The 15982-nt window shown below is 62.8% G+C and carries 16 protein-coding genes; 15 read left to right on the plus strand and 1 reads right to left on the minus strand.

Going from position 1 to position 15982, the window contains the following annotated elements:
• Window positions 1-125 precede the first annotated feature (125 nt).
• From NKH41_RS01150 to dhaK, 13 genes are all read left to right on the plus strand, one after another.
• The gene (locus tag NKH41_RS01150) at window positions 126-1457 is read left to right on the plus strand and encodes an ABC transporter substrate-binding protein (RefSeq protein ID WP_352448472.1); all 1332 of its coding nucleotides are present in this window, start codon (window positions 126-128) and stop codon (window positions 1455-1457) included.
• Window positions 1458-1567: 110 nt separating this feature from the next.
• Window positions 1568-2515: a carbohydrate ABC transporter permease gene (locus tag NKH41_RS01155; RefSeq protein WP_031211681.1), complete on the plus strand. Its 948-nt coding sequence runs from the start codon at window positions 1568-1570 to the stop codon at window positions 2513-2515.
• Window positions 2512-3462 carry a carbohydrate ABC transporter permease gene (locus NKH41_RS01160; protein ID WP_352448471.1) on the plus strand — a complete coding sequence of 317 codons (951 nt, stop codon included), beginning with the start codon at window positions 2512-2514 and terminating at the stop codon, window positions 3460-3462. The genes NKH41_RS01155 and NKH41_RS01160 overlap by 4 nt, the downstream gene beginning before the upstream one ends.
• Window positions 3459-3659, plus strand: coding sequence for a hypothetical protein (locus NKH41_RS01165; RefSeq protein WP_023676334.1), 201 nt, complete (start codon window positions 3459-3461; stop codon window positions 3657-3659). Before NKH41_RS01160 ends, NKH41_RS01165 begins: the two co-directional genes overlap by 4 nt.
• 3 nt (window positions 3660-3662) lie before the next feature.
• Complete coding sequence (locus NKH41_RS01170; protein ID WP_352769106.1) at window positions 3663-4775, plus strand: ABC transporter ATP-binding protein; 1113 nt, start codon at window positions 3663-3665, stop codon at window positions 4773-4775.
• Window positions 4768-5781, plus strand: a complete 1014-nt coding sequence (locus NKH41_RS01175; protein ID WP_352769103.1) for an ABC transporter ATP-binding protein — start codon at window positions 4768-4770, stop codon at window positions 5779-5781. The genes NKH41_RS01170 and NKH41_RS01175 overlap by 8 nt, the downstream gene beginning before the upstream one ends.
• Window positions 5782-5848: 67 nt before the next feature.
• Entirely contained in the window at window positions 5849-7492 is a 1644-nt protein-coding gene (locus NKH41_RS01180; RefSeq protein ID WP_352769100.1) for a dihydroxyacetone kinase subunit DhaK, read from the plus strand.
• 81 nt (window positions 7493-7573) lie between these two features.
• Window positions 7574-8176: a dihydroxyacetone kinase subunit DhaL gene (dhaL, locus tag NKH41_RS01185; protein ID WP_352767236.1), complete on the plus strand. Its 603-nt coding sequence runs from the start codon at window positions 7574-7576 to the stop codon at window positions 8174-8176.
• Window positions 8173-8562 (plus strand): dihydroxyacetone kinase phosphoryl donor subunit DhaM, encoded by a 390-nt coding sequence (gene dhaM, locus NKH41_RS01190; protein WP_352469937.1) that lies wholly within the window; start codon window positions 8173-8175, stop codon window positions 8560-8562. The genes dhaL and dhaM overlap by 4 nt, the downstream gene beginning before the upstream one ends.
• 22 nt (window positions 8563-8584) lie before the next feature.
• On the plus strand, window positions 8585-8887 hold the full coding sequence (locus tag NKH41_RS01195; RefSeq protein WP_023676329.1) for an HPr family phosphocarrier protein: 303 nt from the start codon (window positions 8585-8587) through the stop codon (window positions 8885-8887).
• A complete protein-coding gene (gene ptsP, locus NKH41_RS01200; RefSeq protein WP_352769097.1) occupies window positions 8871-10487 on the plus strand; it encodes a phosphoenolpyruvate--protein phosphotransferase in 1617 nt (538 codons plus the stop codon). Before NKH41_RS01195 ends, ptsP begins: the two co-directional genes overlap by 17 nt.
• 8 nt (window positions 10488-10495) lie before the next feature.
• Window positions 10496-10918, plus strand: coding sequence for a hypothetical protein (locus tag NKH41_RS01205; protein WP_023676327.1), 423 nt, complete (start codon window positions 10496-10498; stop codon window positions 10916-10918).
• 26 nt (window positions 10919-10944) lie between these two features.
• Window positions 10945-11931: a dihydroxyacetone kinase subunit DhaK gene (gene dhaK, locus NKH41_RS01210; protein WP_352769094.1), complete on the plus strand. Its 987-nt coding sequence runs from the start codon at window positions 10945-10947 to the stop codon at window positions 11929-11931.
• A gap of 284 nt (window positions 11932-12215) precedes the next feature.
• Here dhaK and NKH41_RS01215 read toward each other — a convergent pair whose 3' ends face one another.
• On the minus strand, window positions 12216-13007 hold the full coding sequence (locus NKH41_RS01215; RefSeq protein WP_352454688.1) for a DUF2259 domain-containing protein: 792 nt from the start codon (window positions 13005-13007) through the stop codon (window positions 12216-12218).
• A gap of 172 nt (window positions 13008-13179) precedes the next feature.
• On the opposite strand from NKH41_RS01215, the gene NKH41_RS01220 reads away from it, so the two are divergent.
• Together NKH41_RS01220 and NKH41_RS01225 are read left to right on the plus strand one after the other, a co-directional pair.
• On the plus strand, window positions 13180-15087 hold the full coding sequence (locus tag NKH41_RS01220; RefSeq protein WP_352769091.1) for a propionyl-CoA synthetase: 1908 nt from the start codon (window positions 13180-13182) through the stop codon (window positions 15085-15087).
• A 193-nt stretch (window positions 15088-15280) separates the two neighbouring features.
• Window positions 15281-15982 carry a metallophosphoesterase family protein gene (locus NKH41_RS01225; RefSeq protein ID WP_352769088.1) on the plus strand — a complete coding sequence of 234 codons (702 nt, stop codon included), beginning with the start codon at window positions 15281-15283 and terminating at the stop codon, window positions 15980-15982.

Consider the following 15982-nt stretch of genomic DNA (forward strand, 5'->3'; position numbering starts at 1 on the left):
GCATCACTAAACAAATTACTAAACATCCGGTGCGCCGCCGCGTCGTTGTGTTTGGGCCCCGGAGGAGGGGTTTAGCGGGCTCTTGAAACCGTCATCCGGACGTGTTTCGCAAATGGGAGGAAGGCATGAAATCGACCTTGAAATTGGCGTTGGGACTGGCATCGACACTCTTTGCGTCGACAGCCGTTTCGAATGTCGCGCAGGCAGAAGATCTGACGCTTTGCTGGGCAGCCTGGGACCCGGCCAACGCGCTTGTGGAATTGTCCAAGGACTTCACCAAGGAAACCGGCATCGGCATGAAATTCGAATTCGTGCCGTGGACCAACTATGCCGATCGCTTTCTCAACGAGCTGAATTCGCACGGCAAGCTGTGCGACCTCATCATCGGCGACAGCCAGTGGATCGGCGGTGCCGCCGAGAACGGCCATTACGTCAAGCTGAACGACTTCTTCGACAAGGAGAAGATCAGCATGGATGATTTCGTGCCGGCGACCGTCGTCGGCTATTCGGAATGGCCGAAGAACTCGCCGAATTACTGGGCGCTGCCGGCCATGGGTGACGTCGTCGGTTGGACTTACCGCAAGGACTGGTTCTCCAAGCCGGAGCTGCGGAAGGAATTCAAGGAAAAGTACGGCTGGGATCTCGGCCCGCCGACGACCTTCGACCAATTGAAGCAGATCGCCGAATTCTTCCAGAAGCGCGACATCGACGGCAAGACCGTCTATGGCGCGTCGATCTACACCGAGCGCGGCTCGGAAGGCATCACCATGGGCGCCATGGACGTGCTCTACAGCTTTGGCTTCCAGTACGAAAACCCGAAAAAACCCTACGAGATGGAAGGCTTCGTCAACTCCGATAAATCGGTGAAGGGCCTGGAGTTCTACAAAGCCCTCTACGATTGCTGCACCCCTCCCGGCGCCTCGAACAGCTACATGGGCGAAGGCGTCGATGCCTTCAAATCCGGCCAGGTGGCGATGCACATGAACTTCGCCTTCACCTGGCCAGGCCTGCAGAAGGACGAGAATGTCGGCGGCGACAAGATCGGCTATTTCGTCAATCCCAAAGGTCCGGACGGGGACCAGTTCGCCCAGCTCGGCGGCCAGGGCATCTCGGTGGTCTCCTATTCCGACAAGCAGGAAGCCGCGCTCAAATACATCAAATGGTTCGCCAACAAGGACGTGCAGTCCAAATGGTGGTCGCTCGGCGGCTATTCCTGCCTCAACGCGGTCGTCAAGGACCCCGCCTTCCCGGCCAGCCAGCCCTATGCGCAGACCTTCCTCGACTCGATGGCCATCGTGAAGGACTTCTGGGCCGAGCCGAGCTATGCCCCGCTGTTGCAGGCATCGCAGAAGCGCTTCCACGACTATGTCGTTGCCGGGCAAGGCTCGGCCAAGGATGCGCTCGACGGCCTCGTCAAGGACTGGACCGAGGTCTTCCAGGACGATGGCAAGATGTAAACGGCTCCTCCCGAGCCCATGACCGAACCGTCCCGTGCCACTTGGCACGGGACACAGTTCAGATAAATTCCATTGTCGAGACGAGCCAAGTGACCGAAGCAGGACTGACCATGCTCAATCGGACGGCGGACAGCGTTGCCCGGGCTACGCCCGAGCCGTTGGCCCGCAAGGTCCGGGGCATCAGCGACAAGGGCCTCGCCTGGCTGTTCATCTCGCCGACGATCCTGTTGCTGTTAGCTATCAACATCTTTCCGCTGTTCTGGGCAATCTATCTGTCCTTCACCAATTTTCGCGCCAATCGGCCCAACGAGGTTGTGAAGAACCTCGGGCTGGCCAACTACAAGCGCATCCTCGCCGACCAGGACATCTGGATCGCCATGCAGACGACGGCGCATTTCGTGTTCTGGACCATCCTGCTGCAGACGCTGATCGGCTTCACTCTGGCCTGGCTGATCGACCGCAAGTTCCGCGGCCACGCCTTCTGGACGACCATCATCCTGGTGCCGATGATGCTATCGCCGGCGGTGGTCGGCAATTTCTGGCGCTTTCTCTACGAGCCGCAGATCGGGCTGTTCGCCTACGCCGTTTCGTTCGTCACCGGCATTCCGGCAACCGAGATCAGCATGCTCTCCAACGTGTCACTGGCGCCATGGTCGATCATCATCGTCGACACCTGGATGTGGACGCCTTACGTAATGCTGATCTGCCTCGCCGGCCTGCGCTCGATCCCCGAATACATCTACGAAGCGGCCGAGGTCGACCGCGCCTCCAACTGGCGGCAGTTCTGGTCGATCACGCTGCCGATGGCGCTGCCCTTCATCATGCTGGCGGTGCTGTTTCGCGGCATCGAGAACTTCAAGATGTTCGACATGGTCAATTTGCTCACCGGCGGCGGGCCGGGATCGACCACCGAAGTGGCCTCGATCACGCTGAAGCGGCAGGCCTTCGAAAGCTGGCGGACGGGCTATTCCTCGGCTTTCGCCATCATCCTGTTCGTCGCAGTGTTTGGCCTCGCAAACATCTACGTCAAGGCGCTCAACAAGGTGAAGCAGAGATGAGCCTGACGTCAGCCCATTCCGTTGTCGCGCCGTCGGCCACGTCGAAGCGCGTCGCCGGCGCCATCATCGTCGCCTACGCGCTGATCTCGATCGTGCCGCTGCTGTGGATCTTCGCCACCAGCTTCAAGACGCCGCCGGATTCGATCGCCTATCCGCCGAAGATCCTGTTCCAGCCCAGCCTCGAGGGCTACTGCAATTTGTTCTCGACCCGGACTCGGCAAACACCGGAATACATCAACTCGCTGGGACCGGCGACGGGCCTATGCGACGAGACGGTGCGCAAGCGCAATATGGTGATCGCCGGCCCGTCCAACTTCATGCCGCGCTTCGTCAATTCGCTGATTATCGCGTTCGGCTCGACGTTTTGCGCGGTTTTCCTCGGCACGCTGTCGGCCTATGGTTTTTCGCGCTTCAAGGTGCCGCTCGCCGACGACCTTCTGTTCTTCATCCTGTCGACGCGGATGATGCCGCCGATCGCGGTCGCCATCCCGATCTACCTGATGTACCGGGAGCTTGGCCTGTCGGACACGGCTCTCGGCATGATCCTGCTTTATACGGCGGTCAACGTGTCCTTGGCGGTGTGGCTGCTGAAAGGCTTCATCGACGAGATCCCGCGCGAATATGAAGAAGCGGCGATGATCGACGGCTACACCAGGCTGCAGGCGTTCTGGCGCACGGTGCTGCCGCAGGCGACCACCGGTATTGCCGCAACCGCCATCTTCTGCCTGATCTTTGCCTGGAACGAATATGCCTTCGCTGCGCTGCTGACCTCGGGCACGGCGCAGACCGCGCCGCCCTTCATTCCGACCATCATCGGCGAAGGCGGTCAGGACTGGCCGGCGGTCGCGGCCGGCACGACGATCTTTCTGGTGCCGATCCTGGTCTTCACCATCCTGCTTCGCAAGCAATTGCTGCGCGGCATCACCTTTGGCGCGGTGCGTAAATGAGCATGACCGCAAAACGCAAATCGCGCTGGCCCGTCTGGGCCAGGCGCGGGCTGATGGAAAACGTAGCCACCGCGATCATCGCCATCGGCTTCCTGATGCTGTTCCAGCCCTTCGCACTGGTGCTCTACACCTATTCCTTCATCACCATGCTTGCGGGCACGGCGATGTTCATCATCGTCTCGAAATTTCCGGAGTAGACGATGGCCGAGATCGGGGTCGAACATCTGAGGAAGGCATTCGGCGATTTCGTCGCCGTGCAAGATTCCAACTTCGTCGTCGAGGACGGCGAATTCTTCGTCATGCTGGGGCCGTCCGGCTGCGGCAAGACGACGACGTTGCGCATGATCGCCGGGCTCGAACTGCCAACCGGCGGCAAGATCCTGCTTGGCGGCGAGGACGTCACCATGCGGCGTGCCCGCGAGCGCGACATCGCCTTCGTCTTCCAGCTGTTCGCGCTCTATCCGCACATGAATGTGCGGAAGAACATCGGCTTTCCACTGCTGGCGCAAGGCGTGCCAGGCGCTGAAATCCGGAGCCGAGTGGAGGAGACGGCGAAGCTTTTGCGGATCGACCATCTGCTCAACAAATCGGTCTCCGGGCTTGCCGGCGGCGATCGCCAGCGCGTGGCGCTCGGCCGCGCCATCGTACGGCGGCCAAAATGCTTCCTGATGGATGAGCCGCTCGGCACGCTCGACACCGAATTCCGCGACCTGATGGTCCATGAATTGCGAGAACTGCACAACCGCATTCACGCCACCACCGTCTATGTCACGCATGACCAGATGGAAGCGATGTCGATGGCCGACAAGATCGCGGTGATGAACCACGGCGTCATCGAGCAGTTCGGCACGCCGCGCGAGATCTACGACCGGCCGGCGACGATGTTCGTCGCCGACTTCATCGGCTCGCCGCCGATGAATTTCCTCGGCTTCGGCGGCGGGCTTTCAAAGGGCGCCAGGGAAATTGTTGTGCAAGGCGCGAAGGTGGCCGTGCCGGAGATCCGCGAGGACGTCGCGCCGGCCGAGATGGCGCTTGGCATCCGACCGGAGCACATCCGCTTCGATGACGCTTCGAAGCTGCGCGGTGCTATTTACGGCACGGAATATCTCGGCACCACTCAGATCGTCGCGGTGGAGACAGCGGACGGCATCATCAAGGCCAGGGTGCCGGCCGAAATCCGGCTCAATCCGGGCGATCATGTGGGCCTGACGCTGAGCAGCGCGCGGCTGTCGCTGTTCGCAAAAGGATCCGGGCGTGCGGTGCGCACCGAAATCCATGACTCGGCCTCCCAGGGGAGAGCACATCATGGCTGACGTTCACATCAAAAGCGTGACCAAGGCTTTTGGCGAGCATGTCGCCGTCGACAATCTCGACCTGCATATCGCCGACGGGGAATTCGTCGTGCTGCTCGGGCCGACCGGCGCCGGCAAGACGACGACGCTCAGGCTGATCGCCGGGTTGGAGCGTCCGGAAGCGGGCTCGATCCATATTGCCGGCCACGACACGACGACGCTGTCGCCGGCCGAGCGCGACACCGCTTTCGTGTTCCAGCAATATTCGCTCTATCCGCATCTGTCGGTTTACGACAACCTCGCCTTTCCGCTGCGCTCGCCAGCACGGAAAATGCCGGAGGATCAGATCCGCCGCCGCGTCGAGGACGTGGCCAAGATGGTGCGCATCCACCACAAGCTGAATAATCGCTCGACCAAACTCTCTGGCGGCGAGATGCAGCGCGTCGCCATCGGCCGCGCTTTGGTGCGCAAGCCGTCGATCTACCTGATGGACGAGCCGCTGTCGTCGCTCGACGCCAAGCTGCGCGCCGATCTCAGGCTCGAGCTGAAGCGCATCCAGGCGGAACTCGGCGCCACAATGCTCTACGTCACGCACGACCAGATCGAAGCGATGACCATGGCCGACCGCATCGGCATTCTCGCCGACGGCGTGCTGGTGCAGATCGGTTCCCCGCGCACGATCTATTCTGAGCCGGCAAACCTTCACGTCGCCGCAAGGCTCGGCCAACCGGCAATCAATTTGTTGCCGGTCGGACTGCTGCCGGATGGCGGCGTGCCGGCGGGAACAAAGACGATCGGTGCCCGTACCGAACATCTTTCGATCGAGAAGGCGGCGAACGGCCATGCCGACGGCGTCGTCGATTGGGTCGAGCATCTCGGCGACCAGAACCATCTGCATGTGACGGTGGGGACCAGGAAGCTGGTGACGCTAACCGACCCCGACACCGACCTGGCGCAGGGCGACAAGATCATGATCCGCTATCGCTCGCCGCTGTATTTCGGCCCCGATGGGCGACGGCTGATGTGAGCGCTGCGCGAGTGTTTTCCTGGCACCTTTCAACCGGCAATTTCGGGCACCGGACTGGACCAATTCGATGAAGCATTTTTTCAATCGCAGGGATACGATCGTAACTGAGGCCCTGGACGGCTTCCTCGGTACGACCGGCGCCGGCGATCTCGCTCGCCTCGACGGCTATCCCGAGATCAAGGTCATTCTCCGCGCGGACTGGGATAAGACGAAGGTCGCGGTCATTTCCGGCGGCGGGGCCGGGCACGAACCTGCCCATGCCGGCTTTGTCGGCATTGGCATGCTGACGGCGGCGGTTTCGGGCGAGATCTTTGCTTCGCCGAGCGTGGAAGCGGTATTGGCCGCCATCCGCGCGGTGACCGGTCCCGCCGGGTGCCTGCTGATCGTCAAGAACTATACCGGCGATCGCCTCAACTTCGGCCTGGCAGCCGAGAAGGCGCGCGCCGAAGGTTTTCGGGTCGAGATGGTGATTGTCGCCGACGATATCGCCCTGCCGGACATTGCCCAGCCGCGTGGCGTGGCCGGCACCTTGTTCGTGCACAAGATCGCCGGCCACCTGTCGGAAGCCGGCATTGACCTGGCGACGGTTGCCGCTGCGGCGCGGGCCGCGGCGGCGGATATCGTTTCGCTCGGCATATCGCTGTCATCCTGCTCGATCCCCGGTCAGAGCCATGACGAAAGATTTGGCGCCGACGACGCTGAACTCGGCCTCGGCATCCATGGCGAACCGGGCGTTGAGCGGATTGCGGTGCAAAGTGCCGAAAGGCTGGTTGCGATCATGTCGGAGCGCCTTGCCGCGCGGCTCGATCCGGTCAGCGACTACGCCTTGCTGATCAATAATCTCGGTTCGGTGCCACCGCTGGAAATGTTGCTTGTCGCCAATGCGGTATTGGCTTCACCGCTGGCACAAAAGGTGACGCTGACAATCGGGCCCGGGCAGCTTGTGACCGCGCTCAACATGAACGGCTTTTCCCTGTCGCTGATCCGGCTCGATGCGTCGCGCGAAGCGGCGTTGCGGGCGCCGGTAGGCCCTCACGCCTGGCTGCCGGCAAGAGCCGTTCGCCAAGCCAGCGTCGTGCCGATGGCCAAAGCCGCCGGCCCGAACAACGCGTCGAAAGCCAGCCAGGACGCACGCACCGACCGGTTGGTTGTCGCGGTCTGCGAACGGCTGATCTCGCTTGAAGGCGCGTTGAACGGACTGGATGCCAAGGCGGGAGACGGTGACACCGGATCGACTGTGGCGGCCGGTGCGCGCAGCGTGCTTGGCCGCATTGCGACACTGCCGCTCGCTGAGCCTGCCGCAGCGCTCGCCGTCGTCGGCGACATCCTGAGCGCCAGCATGGGCGGCTCTAGCGGCGTGCTGTTGTCGATCTTCTTCACCGCCGCCGCGCAGGCGCTGGAGTCTGGCGAAACGCTTCCCAAGGCGCTTCTCGCCGGCCTCGATCGGATGTCCTTCTATGGTGGAGCGAGGGTCGGCGATCGCACGATGATCGATGCCCTGGAACCCGCCTTGAGGGCGCTGGATAGGGGGAGTCTGGAAGATGCGGCGGTCGCGGCGCAACGCGGAGCCGAGGCCACCGCTGCCATGCGCAAGGCCAAGGCCGGGCGGTCCGCCTATATTGGCAGCCAGCTCGACGGCGTGGTCGACCCCGGCGCCTTTGCCGTCGCCGAGGTCTTCACTGCCCTCGCTGCGTTGCTCGAACCCGCTTGACTGGGGAAAAGAATGCTTCAATTGCCGGATATGCAATTTTCTCGTACTGCCGGCAGCGCAGGGGCCAGGAGCATGGGTGACATGGCGGCAGCGGATATTTCCAGGCTGATCGAGGCGGCGGCAAACACGATCGCCGCACATGCCGACGAGCTGACCAGTCTCGACCAGGCCATCGGCGACGGCGACCATGGGCTCAACATGAAACGCGGCTTCGAGGCAGTGCGGGCCGAGGCCGGCGCGTTTGCGACAAAGCCGTTGCCCGAGGCGCTGAAGGCGATCGGCACCAAACTGGTGATGACCGTCGGCGGAGCCTCCGGTCCCTTGTTCGGCACGCTGTTCATGGCGCTCGGCAAGGAGATTTCCGCCGCGCCGGGTCGCGCCGACCTGGCGGCGGCCTTCGGCAAGGCGATCGAAGCGGTTGCAGCCAGAGGCAAGTCGCAGGCCGGGCAAAAAACCATGCTCGACGTGCTGCAGCCGGTGCATGAGGCCCTGCTGCAGGGAAAGACGGCAGCGGACATCGTCGAGATCGCCGACAACGCGGCCGACGCGACCGTGCCGATGAAGGCGCTGCGTGGGCGCGCCTCGTTCCTTGGCGACCGTTCGATCGGTCATATGGATGCCGGCGCACGCTCGACTGCGCTTCTGGTGCGAGCCGTAGCCGAGGCAATCGAGAGGCGCGCATGAGCAATGTCGGCATCGTCATCGTATCGCATTCGCCGCTGGTCGCCGAAGGCACCGCCGACATGGTGCGGCAGATGGTCGGCAACGAAGTGCCGCTTGCATGGTGCGGGGGAAACGGCCATGGCGGGCTGGGAACCAATGTCGAGGCGATCATGGACGCCATCGACAAGGCCTGGTCGGAGGCGGGGGTCGCGATCCTCGTCGATCTCGGCGGTGCCGAGACCAATAGCGAGATGGCGGTCGAGATGATCGGCGAACCACGCGCCCAGAAGATCATTGTCTGCAATGCGCCGATCGTCGAAGGCGCGGTGATGGCGGCGACCGAGGCTTCCGGCGGCGCCTCGCTCAGGGAAGTGGTGGCGACGGCGCACGAATTGTCGCCGTCGTGAACGAACGGGAATTTTGACAAGCATGTCCGCAGCAGCCGAAGCCAGCGTCCTGATCACCCATGAGGTGGGACTGCATGCGCGTCCTTCGGTGAAGTTCACCAAGCTTGCCAAGACGTTTTCGGCCGACGTCGAGATTGCGCTCGCCGCCAACGGGCCATGGTTCGACGCCAAGAGCATCGTCAAGGTGATGGCGGCGAAAGCGCCGAAAGGCACTGTCCTGCATATCAGAGCCAAAGGGGACGGCGCCGGCGAGGCGGTCGGCGCACTGGTCGAGCTGGTGCGGCGCGATTTCGACGAAGGCAAGGACCATGCCCGAACCGCTTAGGCTGCAGGGCATTTCGGCATCGGCCGGCTATGCCGAGGGGCCGCTGTTCAATCTGGACCAGGCTGCTGTGCGTTATGTCCGCAAGGCGACTGCCGCGGACGAGAAGGCGGCGCTTGAGGCCGCCATCTCCATTGCCGCAGGCCGGCTCGCGACATTGATCGAAACCAGCGACAGCGAGGCGGCCGGGATCCTCGAATTCCAGCTCGCCATGCTGGAGGACGACGCGCTGACCGGCCCGGCCTTTGCGCGAATTGCCGAGGGCATGGCTGCTGATGTGGCCTGGCGAAAAGCGCTCGACGCCGAGATAGCCGGCTATGAAACATCCGAGCAGGACTATTTCCGGGCGCGCGCGGCCGACATGCGCGACATACGCGACCAGGTGCTACACGCACTTGCCGGGGGCGGCGACATTGCCGCGCCGGCAGGTGCGATCTTCTACGGCGAGGATATCGCACCGACGCGCTTCCTCGAAACCGACTGGAGTGCCGGCGGCGGCATAGCACTTACGGCCGGAAGTGCCGCAAGTCATGTCGCAATGCTGGCACGCTCACGCGGCGTGCCAATGGTGGTGGGGTTGGGGCTCCTAGCGCGTGGGCCAGCCGGGCCCGGTGCTTCGCCGGCTCACCTTGCCGGAATCGCATTGCTCGATGCCGAACATGGCGGCATCGTGTTGGCGCCTTCGAAAGCGGAGATCGATGCATTCCGGCGATCGTCATCGTCTTTCGCGGCGCATCGCGACAAAGCGGCAGCCTATTTGACAAGGCCGGCAGCAACGAAGACCGGCATAGCGGTCCACGTGCAGGTGAATATTGCCGATCCGTCCGATGTCGACCGCATCGATGCTGCGGCGTGCGACGGTGTCGGGCTGATGCGGACCGAATTCCTGTTCGGCAAGACGCTGCCGGACGAGGAGACGCAATATCGCGCCTACCGTAGAGTGCTGGAATGGGCAGGCGACAGGCCGGTGACGATCCGTACTGTCGATGCGGGCGGCGATAAACCTGTGCCGGGCCTGACCGTCGAGGAAGGTAATCCATTCCTTGGCCTGCGCGGGATCAGGCTGTCGCTGATGCGTCCGGAGGTCTTTCGTGTGCAGATCCGCGCCTTGCTACGTGCCGCCATGCACGGCAATCTGAAGGTGATGTTCCCGATGATCGCCGTTCCGGAAGAGTATGAACACGCCACCGCGCTGTTCGCTGAGGAGCAGGCTGACCTTTTGGCGCGCGGCATCGCGCACAAAATGCCGCCGCTTGGCATCATGGTCGAGGTGCCGTCGGTGGCCATCGCACCGGAGGCATTCGCCAAGGCCGCTTTCTTCTCGATCGGTTCGAATGATTTGACCCAATACGTGATGGCCGCCGCGCGCGACAATGCGTCGGTCGCACATTTGAATTCCGTCAGGCATCCGGCCGTGCTCCGGCTGATCGCCTCGGTTGCCGCCTTCGGCCGCGAGCATAATATCCCGGTCAGCCTGTGTGGCGATGCCGGCGGCGACCCCGCCTCGATCCCGGCGCTGCTCGAAACCGGCCTGCGTGACCTCTCCGTCGCTCCCGCCCAACTCGCGATGGCCAAGGCGGCCATCGCGGACGTTTCGATCTAGGCCCCGGTATGGCAGACAAGGCGTCGCAATCCGGCCCCGAAGAGGCGATCCGCGCCTACAAGACGATCCTGTCGCAGGTGATCGACCAGCGCCCGTCCGGCATGCGCCAGCGCCTCGCCGATGCGCTGGGCAAGCATCGCAGCTTCGTCACGCAGATTTCCAGCCCGGCCTATTCGACGCCGATCCCGTCGAAGCATTTGCCGGCTATCTTCTCCGTCTGCCATTTCAGCCCGGCCGAACGCGATCATTTCCTTGAGGCCTACCATCGGGCGCATCCGGGAAAGATGTCGCTGGCCGCAGGCTTGCGCAAGACACGCCATGTCTCGCTGATCGTTCCCGATTTCGGCGACGACAAGCAGAACGCGGCGCTCGACCGGGCGGTCAACGATTTCATCCAGAAGATCACCAGCATCGCCGGCAAGGGCAGCTGACGCTGGGCTATTTCGGGAGGACGGCCATGAAGAAATTTTTGAATTCGGTCGATACGGTGCTGACCGAGAGCCTCGACGGCTTCGTTGCCGCGCATGCCGATATCCTGGCGCTTGGCGAGGAACACAAATTTGTCCGCCGCAAGCTGCTCACACCGGGCAAGGTGGCGCTGATCTCCGGCGGTGGCTCGGGTCACGAGCCGCTACATGGCGGGTTCGTCGGGCACGGCATGCTGGATGCGGCCTGCCCCGGCCAGGTATTCACCTCGCCAACGCCTGACCAGATGATGGCGGCGGCCGAAGTCGTCAATACGGGCGCCGGCTGCCTGTTCATCGTCAAGAACTACGAGGGCGACGTGATGAATTTCGACATGGCCGCTGAAATGTCGGAAGGCGTGATGCAAATCGTGACCAATGACGACGTTGCGGTCGAAAACTCGTCCTACACCACCGGCCGGCGCGGCGTCGCCGGCACGCTGGTGGTCGAGAAAATCGTCGGCGCGGCGGCCGAACAAGGCATGGCACTGGAGCCGTTGAAGGCGCTCGGCGAGCGCGTCAACGGCGCGACGCGCTCGATGGGCGTGGCGCTGACCAGTTGCACCGTGCCGGCGGCGGGCAAGCCGACCTTCGATATCGGCGACGGCGAGATGGAGTTCGGGGTCGGCATCCACGGCGAGCCTGGGAGGCGGCGCGACACATTGAAAAGCGCCGATGCTATCGCCGAGGAGATCTGTACCGCAATCCTGGGTGACCTGGGCGACGGTGCCAGAGGCCAGGCGCTACTCTTCGTCAACGGCTTTGGCGGCACACCGTTGATGGAGCTTTATCTGATGTACAACAGCGCCCGCAAAATCTTCGAGAAGCACGGCGTGACGGTGATCCGGTCGCTGGTCGGGTCCTATGTGACCTCGATCGATATGGCCGGCTGTTCGATCACGCTGAGCATGCTCGACGACGAGGCGGCTGTTTGGTGGGATGCACCGGTACATACGGCCGCGCTGCGCTGGGGCATGTAGCGGCGGAGAATGCCCCAGAAATAGTCGGTGACAAGACCGGTATCGGCAACGCCGCGCATCGCCAGACAGTTGCCCTCCTCACCCTGCGTAAGATAAAGAATCTGCGGGTTTGGGGAGTTCGAGCATGCGTTACAATTGGGATCGGGCGCCGACGGGTTTCGAGCGCCATGGAAAGGTGCTGGCAGCCGCCTTGCTGATCGTCGGCGGGGTCGGACTTATGCTCGCTGCCCTCCCGCTTTAGGGACAACAAACTCGGGTAGCGGACTACGTCTCAGCGCGTTGCCTCAGTGCGCCTGGCCAGTCACGGCGATGAAACGGCGGTCGCGCCCTTCAAATCCCTGGCTGAAGCGCTGCACGAGCACCGCAAGCACGCCCGGTTTTCCATCCGGGGTGAATGCGTAAGATTCCGACAGGCTGTAGGAAGTCGGGCAATTCCTCGAACCGGGCACCGCCTTGTCCTCATGCAGCAGCTTGATCGGCTTGCCGTCCTGACCCTGCAGCGTCAGGCGAAAGCCGAGCGCCTTGCCGGTCGTTTCGCCTTGCAGCGTCGCGTCGAAACTCGCTGAACAATCCGCCGTGCTGTCGGCACGGATCTGCTCGAGCTGGATGGTGCCAAGCTCGTCATAGGCCGGCGAAAGCCATTTTTGCGAAACCTGCTCGAGGCGCGCAATGTCATTGTAGGCGACCATGTCGTCGGGAAAGGTGAACCTGTCCAAGGCAGTCCGCTCGCCGCGCGGCGCGATGGCATATTTGGCCAGCAAGGGCGCCGCCAGTTCGGCGGCCTGTGCCCTCGCCTGCGCAAGCGTCAATGTCGAATCCTCCGTCTCGTCGGCGATGACGATCGGCTTGCCGCCGACGAACTCATCGGTCCGCGTGTCGATGATGTCGATCTCCGACCAGCCCGAATCCGAAGCACCGGCATCGAGCGTGCCGTACTGTTCGAAGGCGAAGTAGTTGCCGTCTGGCGAAAAGCCGATGACGCGCCGAGCCGCCGCGTCGCCTGCCTGAGCAGCTGAAGCGAGCACCACCGCCAGCGTCGCAACCGCGGCAAACCCAAGCTCATATCGCAATTTCATCGCGCCCTGCCCCCTAATGCCGAAAATTCGAACGACACCGGCCCCCAGACCATTCATGACCCGCACTTGCGGCCAAGTTAGAACGACAGCAAACGAAACGCACAAATACATGGTTACACAAACCAGCATACGCTATTTCAAGGACAGCAAACATTCCTGGGGAGGAAGCTGGATGGCGTCACGCTACCACGAGGTCTACGACGGCTGGAAACGCGACCCGGAAAAATTCTGGGCCGATGCCGCGGGCGCAATCGACTGGTTCTCGCCCTTCGAGACGGTGTTCGACGCCAATGCCGGCGTCTATGGCAGGTGGTTCATTGGCGCCTCGTGCAACACCTGCTTCAATGCCGTCGATCGTCATGTGGCGGGCGGCCGTGCCGACCAGATCGCGTTGATCCATGACAGCGCGATTTCCGGCACAATCAGGAGATTCACGTATGCCGAGTTGAAGCGCGAGGTGGTCGCGCTGACCTCGGTGCTCAAGAATCGTGGCATCCAAAAAGGCGATCGCGTCATCATCTACATGCCGATGGTGCCGGAAGCAGCCTTCGCCATGCTTGCCTGTGCGCGGATCGGCGCCGTGCATTCGGTGGTCTTCGGCGGCTTTGCCTCGCATGAGCTCGCCACCCGTATCGACGACGCCAAGCCGAAGCTGATCATCTCCGCTTCCTGCGGCCTGGAGCCAGGGCGCGTCGTTGCCTATAAGCCGCTGCTCGACAAGGCGATCGAGATGTCGCGGCACAAGCCGGAAAGCTGCCTTATCCTGCAGCGCGACCAACTGCGCTGCGAACTCAGGGAAAACCACGATATCGACTATGCCGACGCCGTGGCGCGGGAGCGGGCCGCGGGTGCCAATGTCGACTGTGTTCCGGTGCTTGCCACCGATCCGCTCTACATCATCTACACGTCGGGCACGACCGGCCAGCCGAAGGGAATCGTGCGTGACAATGGCGGCCATATGGTCGCGCTGAAATGGTCGATGGAAAACGAGTTCGGCGTCAAACCGGGCGAAGTGTTCTGGGCGGCTTCCGATGTCGGCTGGGTGGTCGGCCATTCCTATATCGTCTACGGCCCGCTGCTGCATGGCTGCACAACGATCCTGTTCGAGGGCAAGCCGGTCGGCACGCCCGATGCCGGCACCTATTGGCGTGTGATCGCCGAGCATGGCGTCGTCGCGCTGTTCACCGCGCCAACCGCCTTTCGCGCCATCAAAGGACAGGACCCGAAGGGCGAATTCGTCCCGAAATACGACCTGTCCAAATTCCGGACGCTGTTCCTCGCCGGCGAGCGCGCCGATCCCGAAACCATCAAATGGGCGGAGCAGAAATTGACCTTGCCGGTGATCGACCATTGGTGGCAGACCGAGACCGGCTCGCCGATGACCATCAACCCCGCCGGACTGGGCCTGTTGCCGGTCAAATACGGCTCGCCCGGCGTGCCGATGCCCGGTTATGACATCCGCGTGCTCGACGATGCCGGGCATGAGGTCAAGCGTGGTACGCTTGGCAATGTCGTGGTGAGATTGCCGTTGCCCCCCGGCTGCCTGCCGACGCTGTGGAATGCCGACGAGCGGTTTCGCCAAGCCTATCTCGACGAGTTCCCCGGCTTCTACAAAACCGCGGATGCCGGCATGATGGACGAGGACGGCTATCTCTATGTCATGGCTCGCACCGACGACATCATCAATGTCGCCGGCCACCGGCTATCGACCGGCGCCATGGAGGAGATTCTGGCCGCGCATCCCGACGTCGCCGAATGCGCCGTCGTCGGTATTGCCGATGCTATGAAAGGCCAGGTTCCACTCGGCTTCGTCGTGCTGAATGCCGGCGTCGACCGCGACGCCGGCATCATCGAAAACGAGGTTGTCACCCTAGTGCGCGAACGGATCGGCCCGGTCGCTGCCTTCAAGACGGTGGTGACGATCAAGCGCCTGCCGAAGACGCGCTCCGGCAAGATCCTGCGCGGCACCATGCAGAAGATCGCCGACAAGGAGGAATGGGCCATGCCGGCAACGATCGACGACCCGGCCATCCTCGACGAGATCACCGCCGCGCTGAACCGCCGCGGCATCGGCCTGTAATGGGCGCCGAAGCCGAGTTGCGTCCGAAGCTCCGGTATGGAACGACCGGCGCCGGACGTGGTATCCACGCGCGGTGTCGTCATGTTGTTTCGGAATCGAGACGCACCCACAGCCATGCGAGACGCCATACGTGACCCTGTTCCAGCGATCGAGAAAGCCCCAGGCCGCGGCACGCCAGCGGCTGGAGATCGATATGCGGGGCGCAGTCGTCTATGCGATCGGCGACGTGCATGGCTGCTACAAGGAACTCCGCGCCCTGGAGCAGAAGATCGTGCTCGATTCGGCGCCCTTCGAAGGGCGCAAGCTCATAATCATGCTTGGCGACTATGTCGATCGTGGACCCCAGTCGGCGCGTGTGCTCGATCATCTGCTGGCGCCACCGCTCCGTGATTTCCAGCGCATCTGCCTTGCCGGCAACCACGAAGTCGTGATGCTGAACTACGTCGACGGGGTCATTTCGAGAGAGTCGTGGCTGGCGATAGGCGGCCTGCAAACGCTGTTTTCCTACGGCGTCGACCCGTCGCGCATGGCCGATCTCTATGGGTCAAGCGAGGAGGTCGACAAGCGCATTCGGGAAGTCATTCCAGCCGACCACATTAGCTTCATGCGCGCGCTGCCGGTCATGGTCTGTTCGGCGAAATTCGTGTTCGTCCATGCCGGCATCAGGCCCGGCATCGACCTCGCCGCGCAGGACGAGGACGACCTGCTGAATATCCGTTCGGACTTCTTCGACGCTGCGCATCTTCTCGACCGCTATGTCGTGCACGGACATACGCCGGTCGACACTCCGAAGCTCGAGGGACGCCGGCTTGGCATAGACACCGGCGCCTTCCAAACCGGCCAGCTGACCGCCCTCAGGATCGTCGACAACCGCGCCAGGTTGATATTTTCCTGA

Source organism: Mesorhizobium sp. M1169 (genome assembly GCF_040318345.1).
Lineage (GTDB): Bacteria > Pseudomonadota > Alphaproteobacteria > Rhizobiales > Rhizobiaceae > Mesorhizobium.

Coding starts and splice junctions, on each gene's coding strand:
- NKH41_RS01150 (WP_352448472.1), top strand. CDS start 126: ATGAAATCGACCTTGAAATTGGCGTTGGGACTGGCATCGACACTCTTT.
- NKH41_RS01155 (WP_031211681.1), top strand. CDS start 1,568: ATGCTCAATCGGACGGCGGACAGCGTTGCCCGGGCTACGCCCGAGCCG.
- NKH41_RS01160 (WP_352448471.1), top strand. CDS start 2,512: ATGAGCCTGACGTCAGCCCATTCCGTTGTCGCGCCGTCGGCCACGTCG.
- NKH41_RS01165 (WP_023676334.1), top strand. CDS start 3,459: ATGAGCATGACCGCAAAACGCAAATCGCGCTGGCCCGTCTGGGCCAGG.
- NKH41_RS01170 (WP_352769106.1), top strand. CDS start 3,663: ATGGCCGAGATCGGGGTCGAACATCTGAGGAAGGCATTCGGCGATTTC.
- NKH41_RS01175 (WP_352769103.1), top strand. CDS start 4,768: ATGGCTGACGTTCACATCAAAAGCGTGACCAAGGCTTTTGGCGAGCAT.
- NKH41_RS01180 (WP_352769100.1), top strand. CDS start 5,849: ATGAAGCATTTTTTCAATCGCAGGGATACGATCGTAACTGAGGCCCTG.
- dhaL (WP_352767236.1), top strand. CDS start 7,574: ATGGCGGCAGCGGATATTTCCAGGCTGATCGAGGCGGCGGCAAACACG.
- dhaM (WP_352469937.1), top strand. CDS start 8,173: ATGAGCAATGTCGGCATCGTCATCGTATCGCATTCGCCGCTGGTCGCC.
- NKH41_RS01195 (WP_023676329.1), top strand. CDS start 8,585: ATGTCCGCAGCAGCCGAAGCCAGCGTCCTGATCACCCATGAGGTGGGA.
- ptsP (WP_352769097.1), top strand. CDS start 8,871: ATGCCCGAACCGCTTAGGCTGCAGGGCATTTCGGCATCGGCCGGCTAT.
- NKH41_RS01205 (WP_023676327.1), top strand. CDS start 10,496: ATGGCAGACAAGGCGTCGCAATCCGGCCCCGAAGAGGCGATCCGCGCC.
- dhaK (WP_352769094.1), top strand. CDS start 10,945: ATGAAGAAATTTTTGAATTCGGTCGATACGGTGCTGACCGAGAGCCTC.
- NKH41_RS01215 (WP_352454688.1), bottom strand. CDS start 13,007: ATGAAATTGCGATATGAGCTTGGGTTTGCCGCGGTTGCGACGCTGGCG.
- NKH41_RS01220 (WP_352769091.1), top strand. CDS start 13,180: ATGGCGTCACGCTACCACGAGGTCTACGACGGCTGGAAACGCGACCCG.
- NKH41_RS01225 (WP_352769088.1), top strand. CDS start 15,281: ATGCGGGGCGCAGTCGTCTATGCGATCGGCGACGTGCATGGCTGCTAC.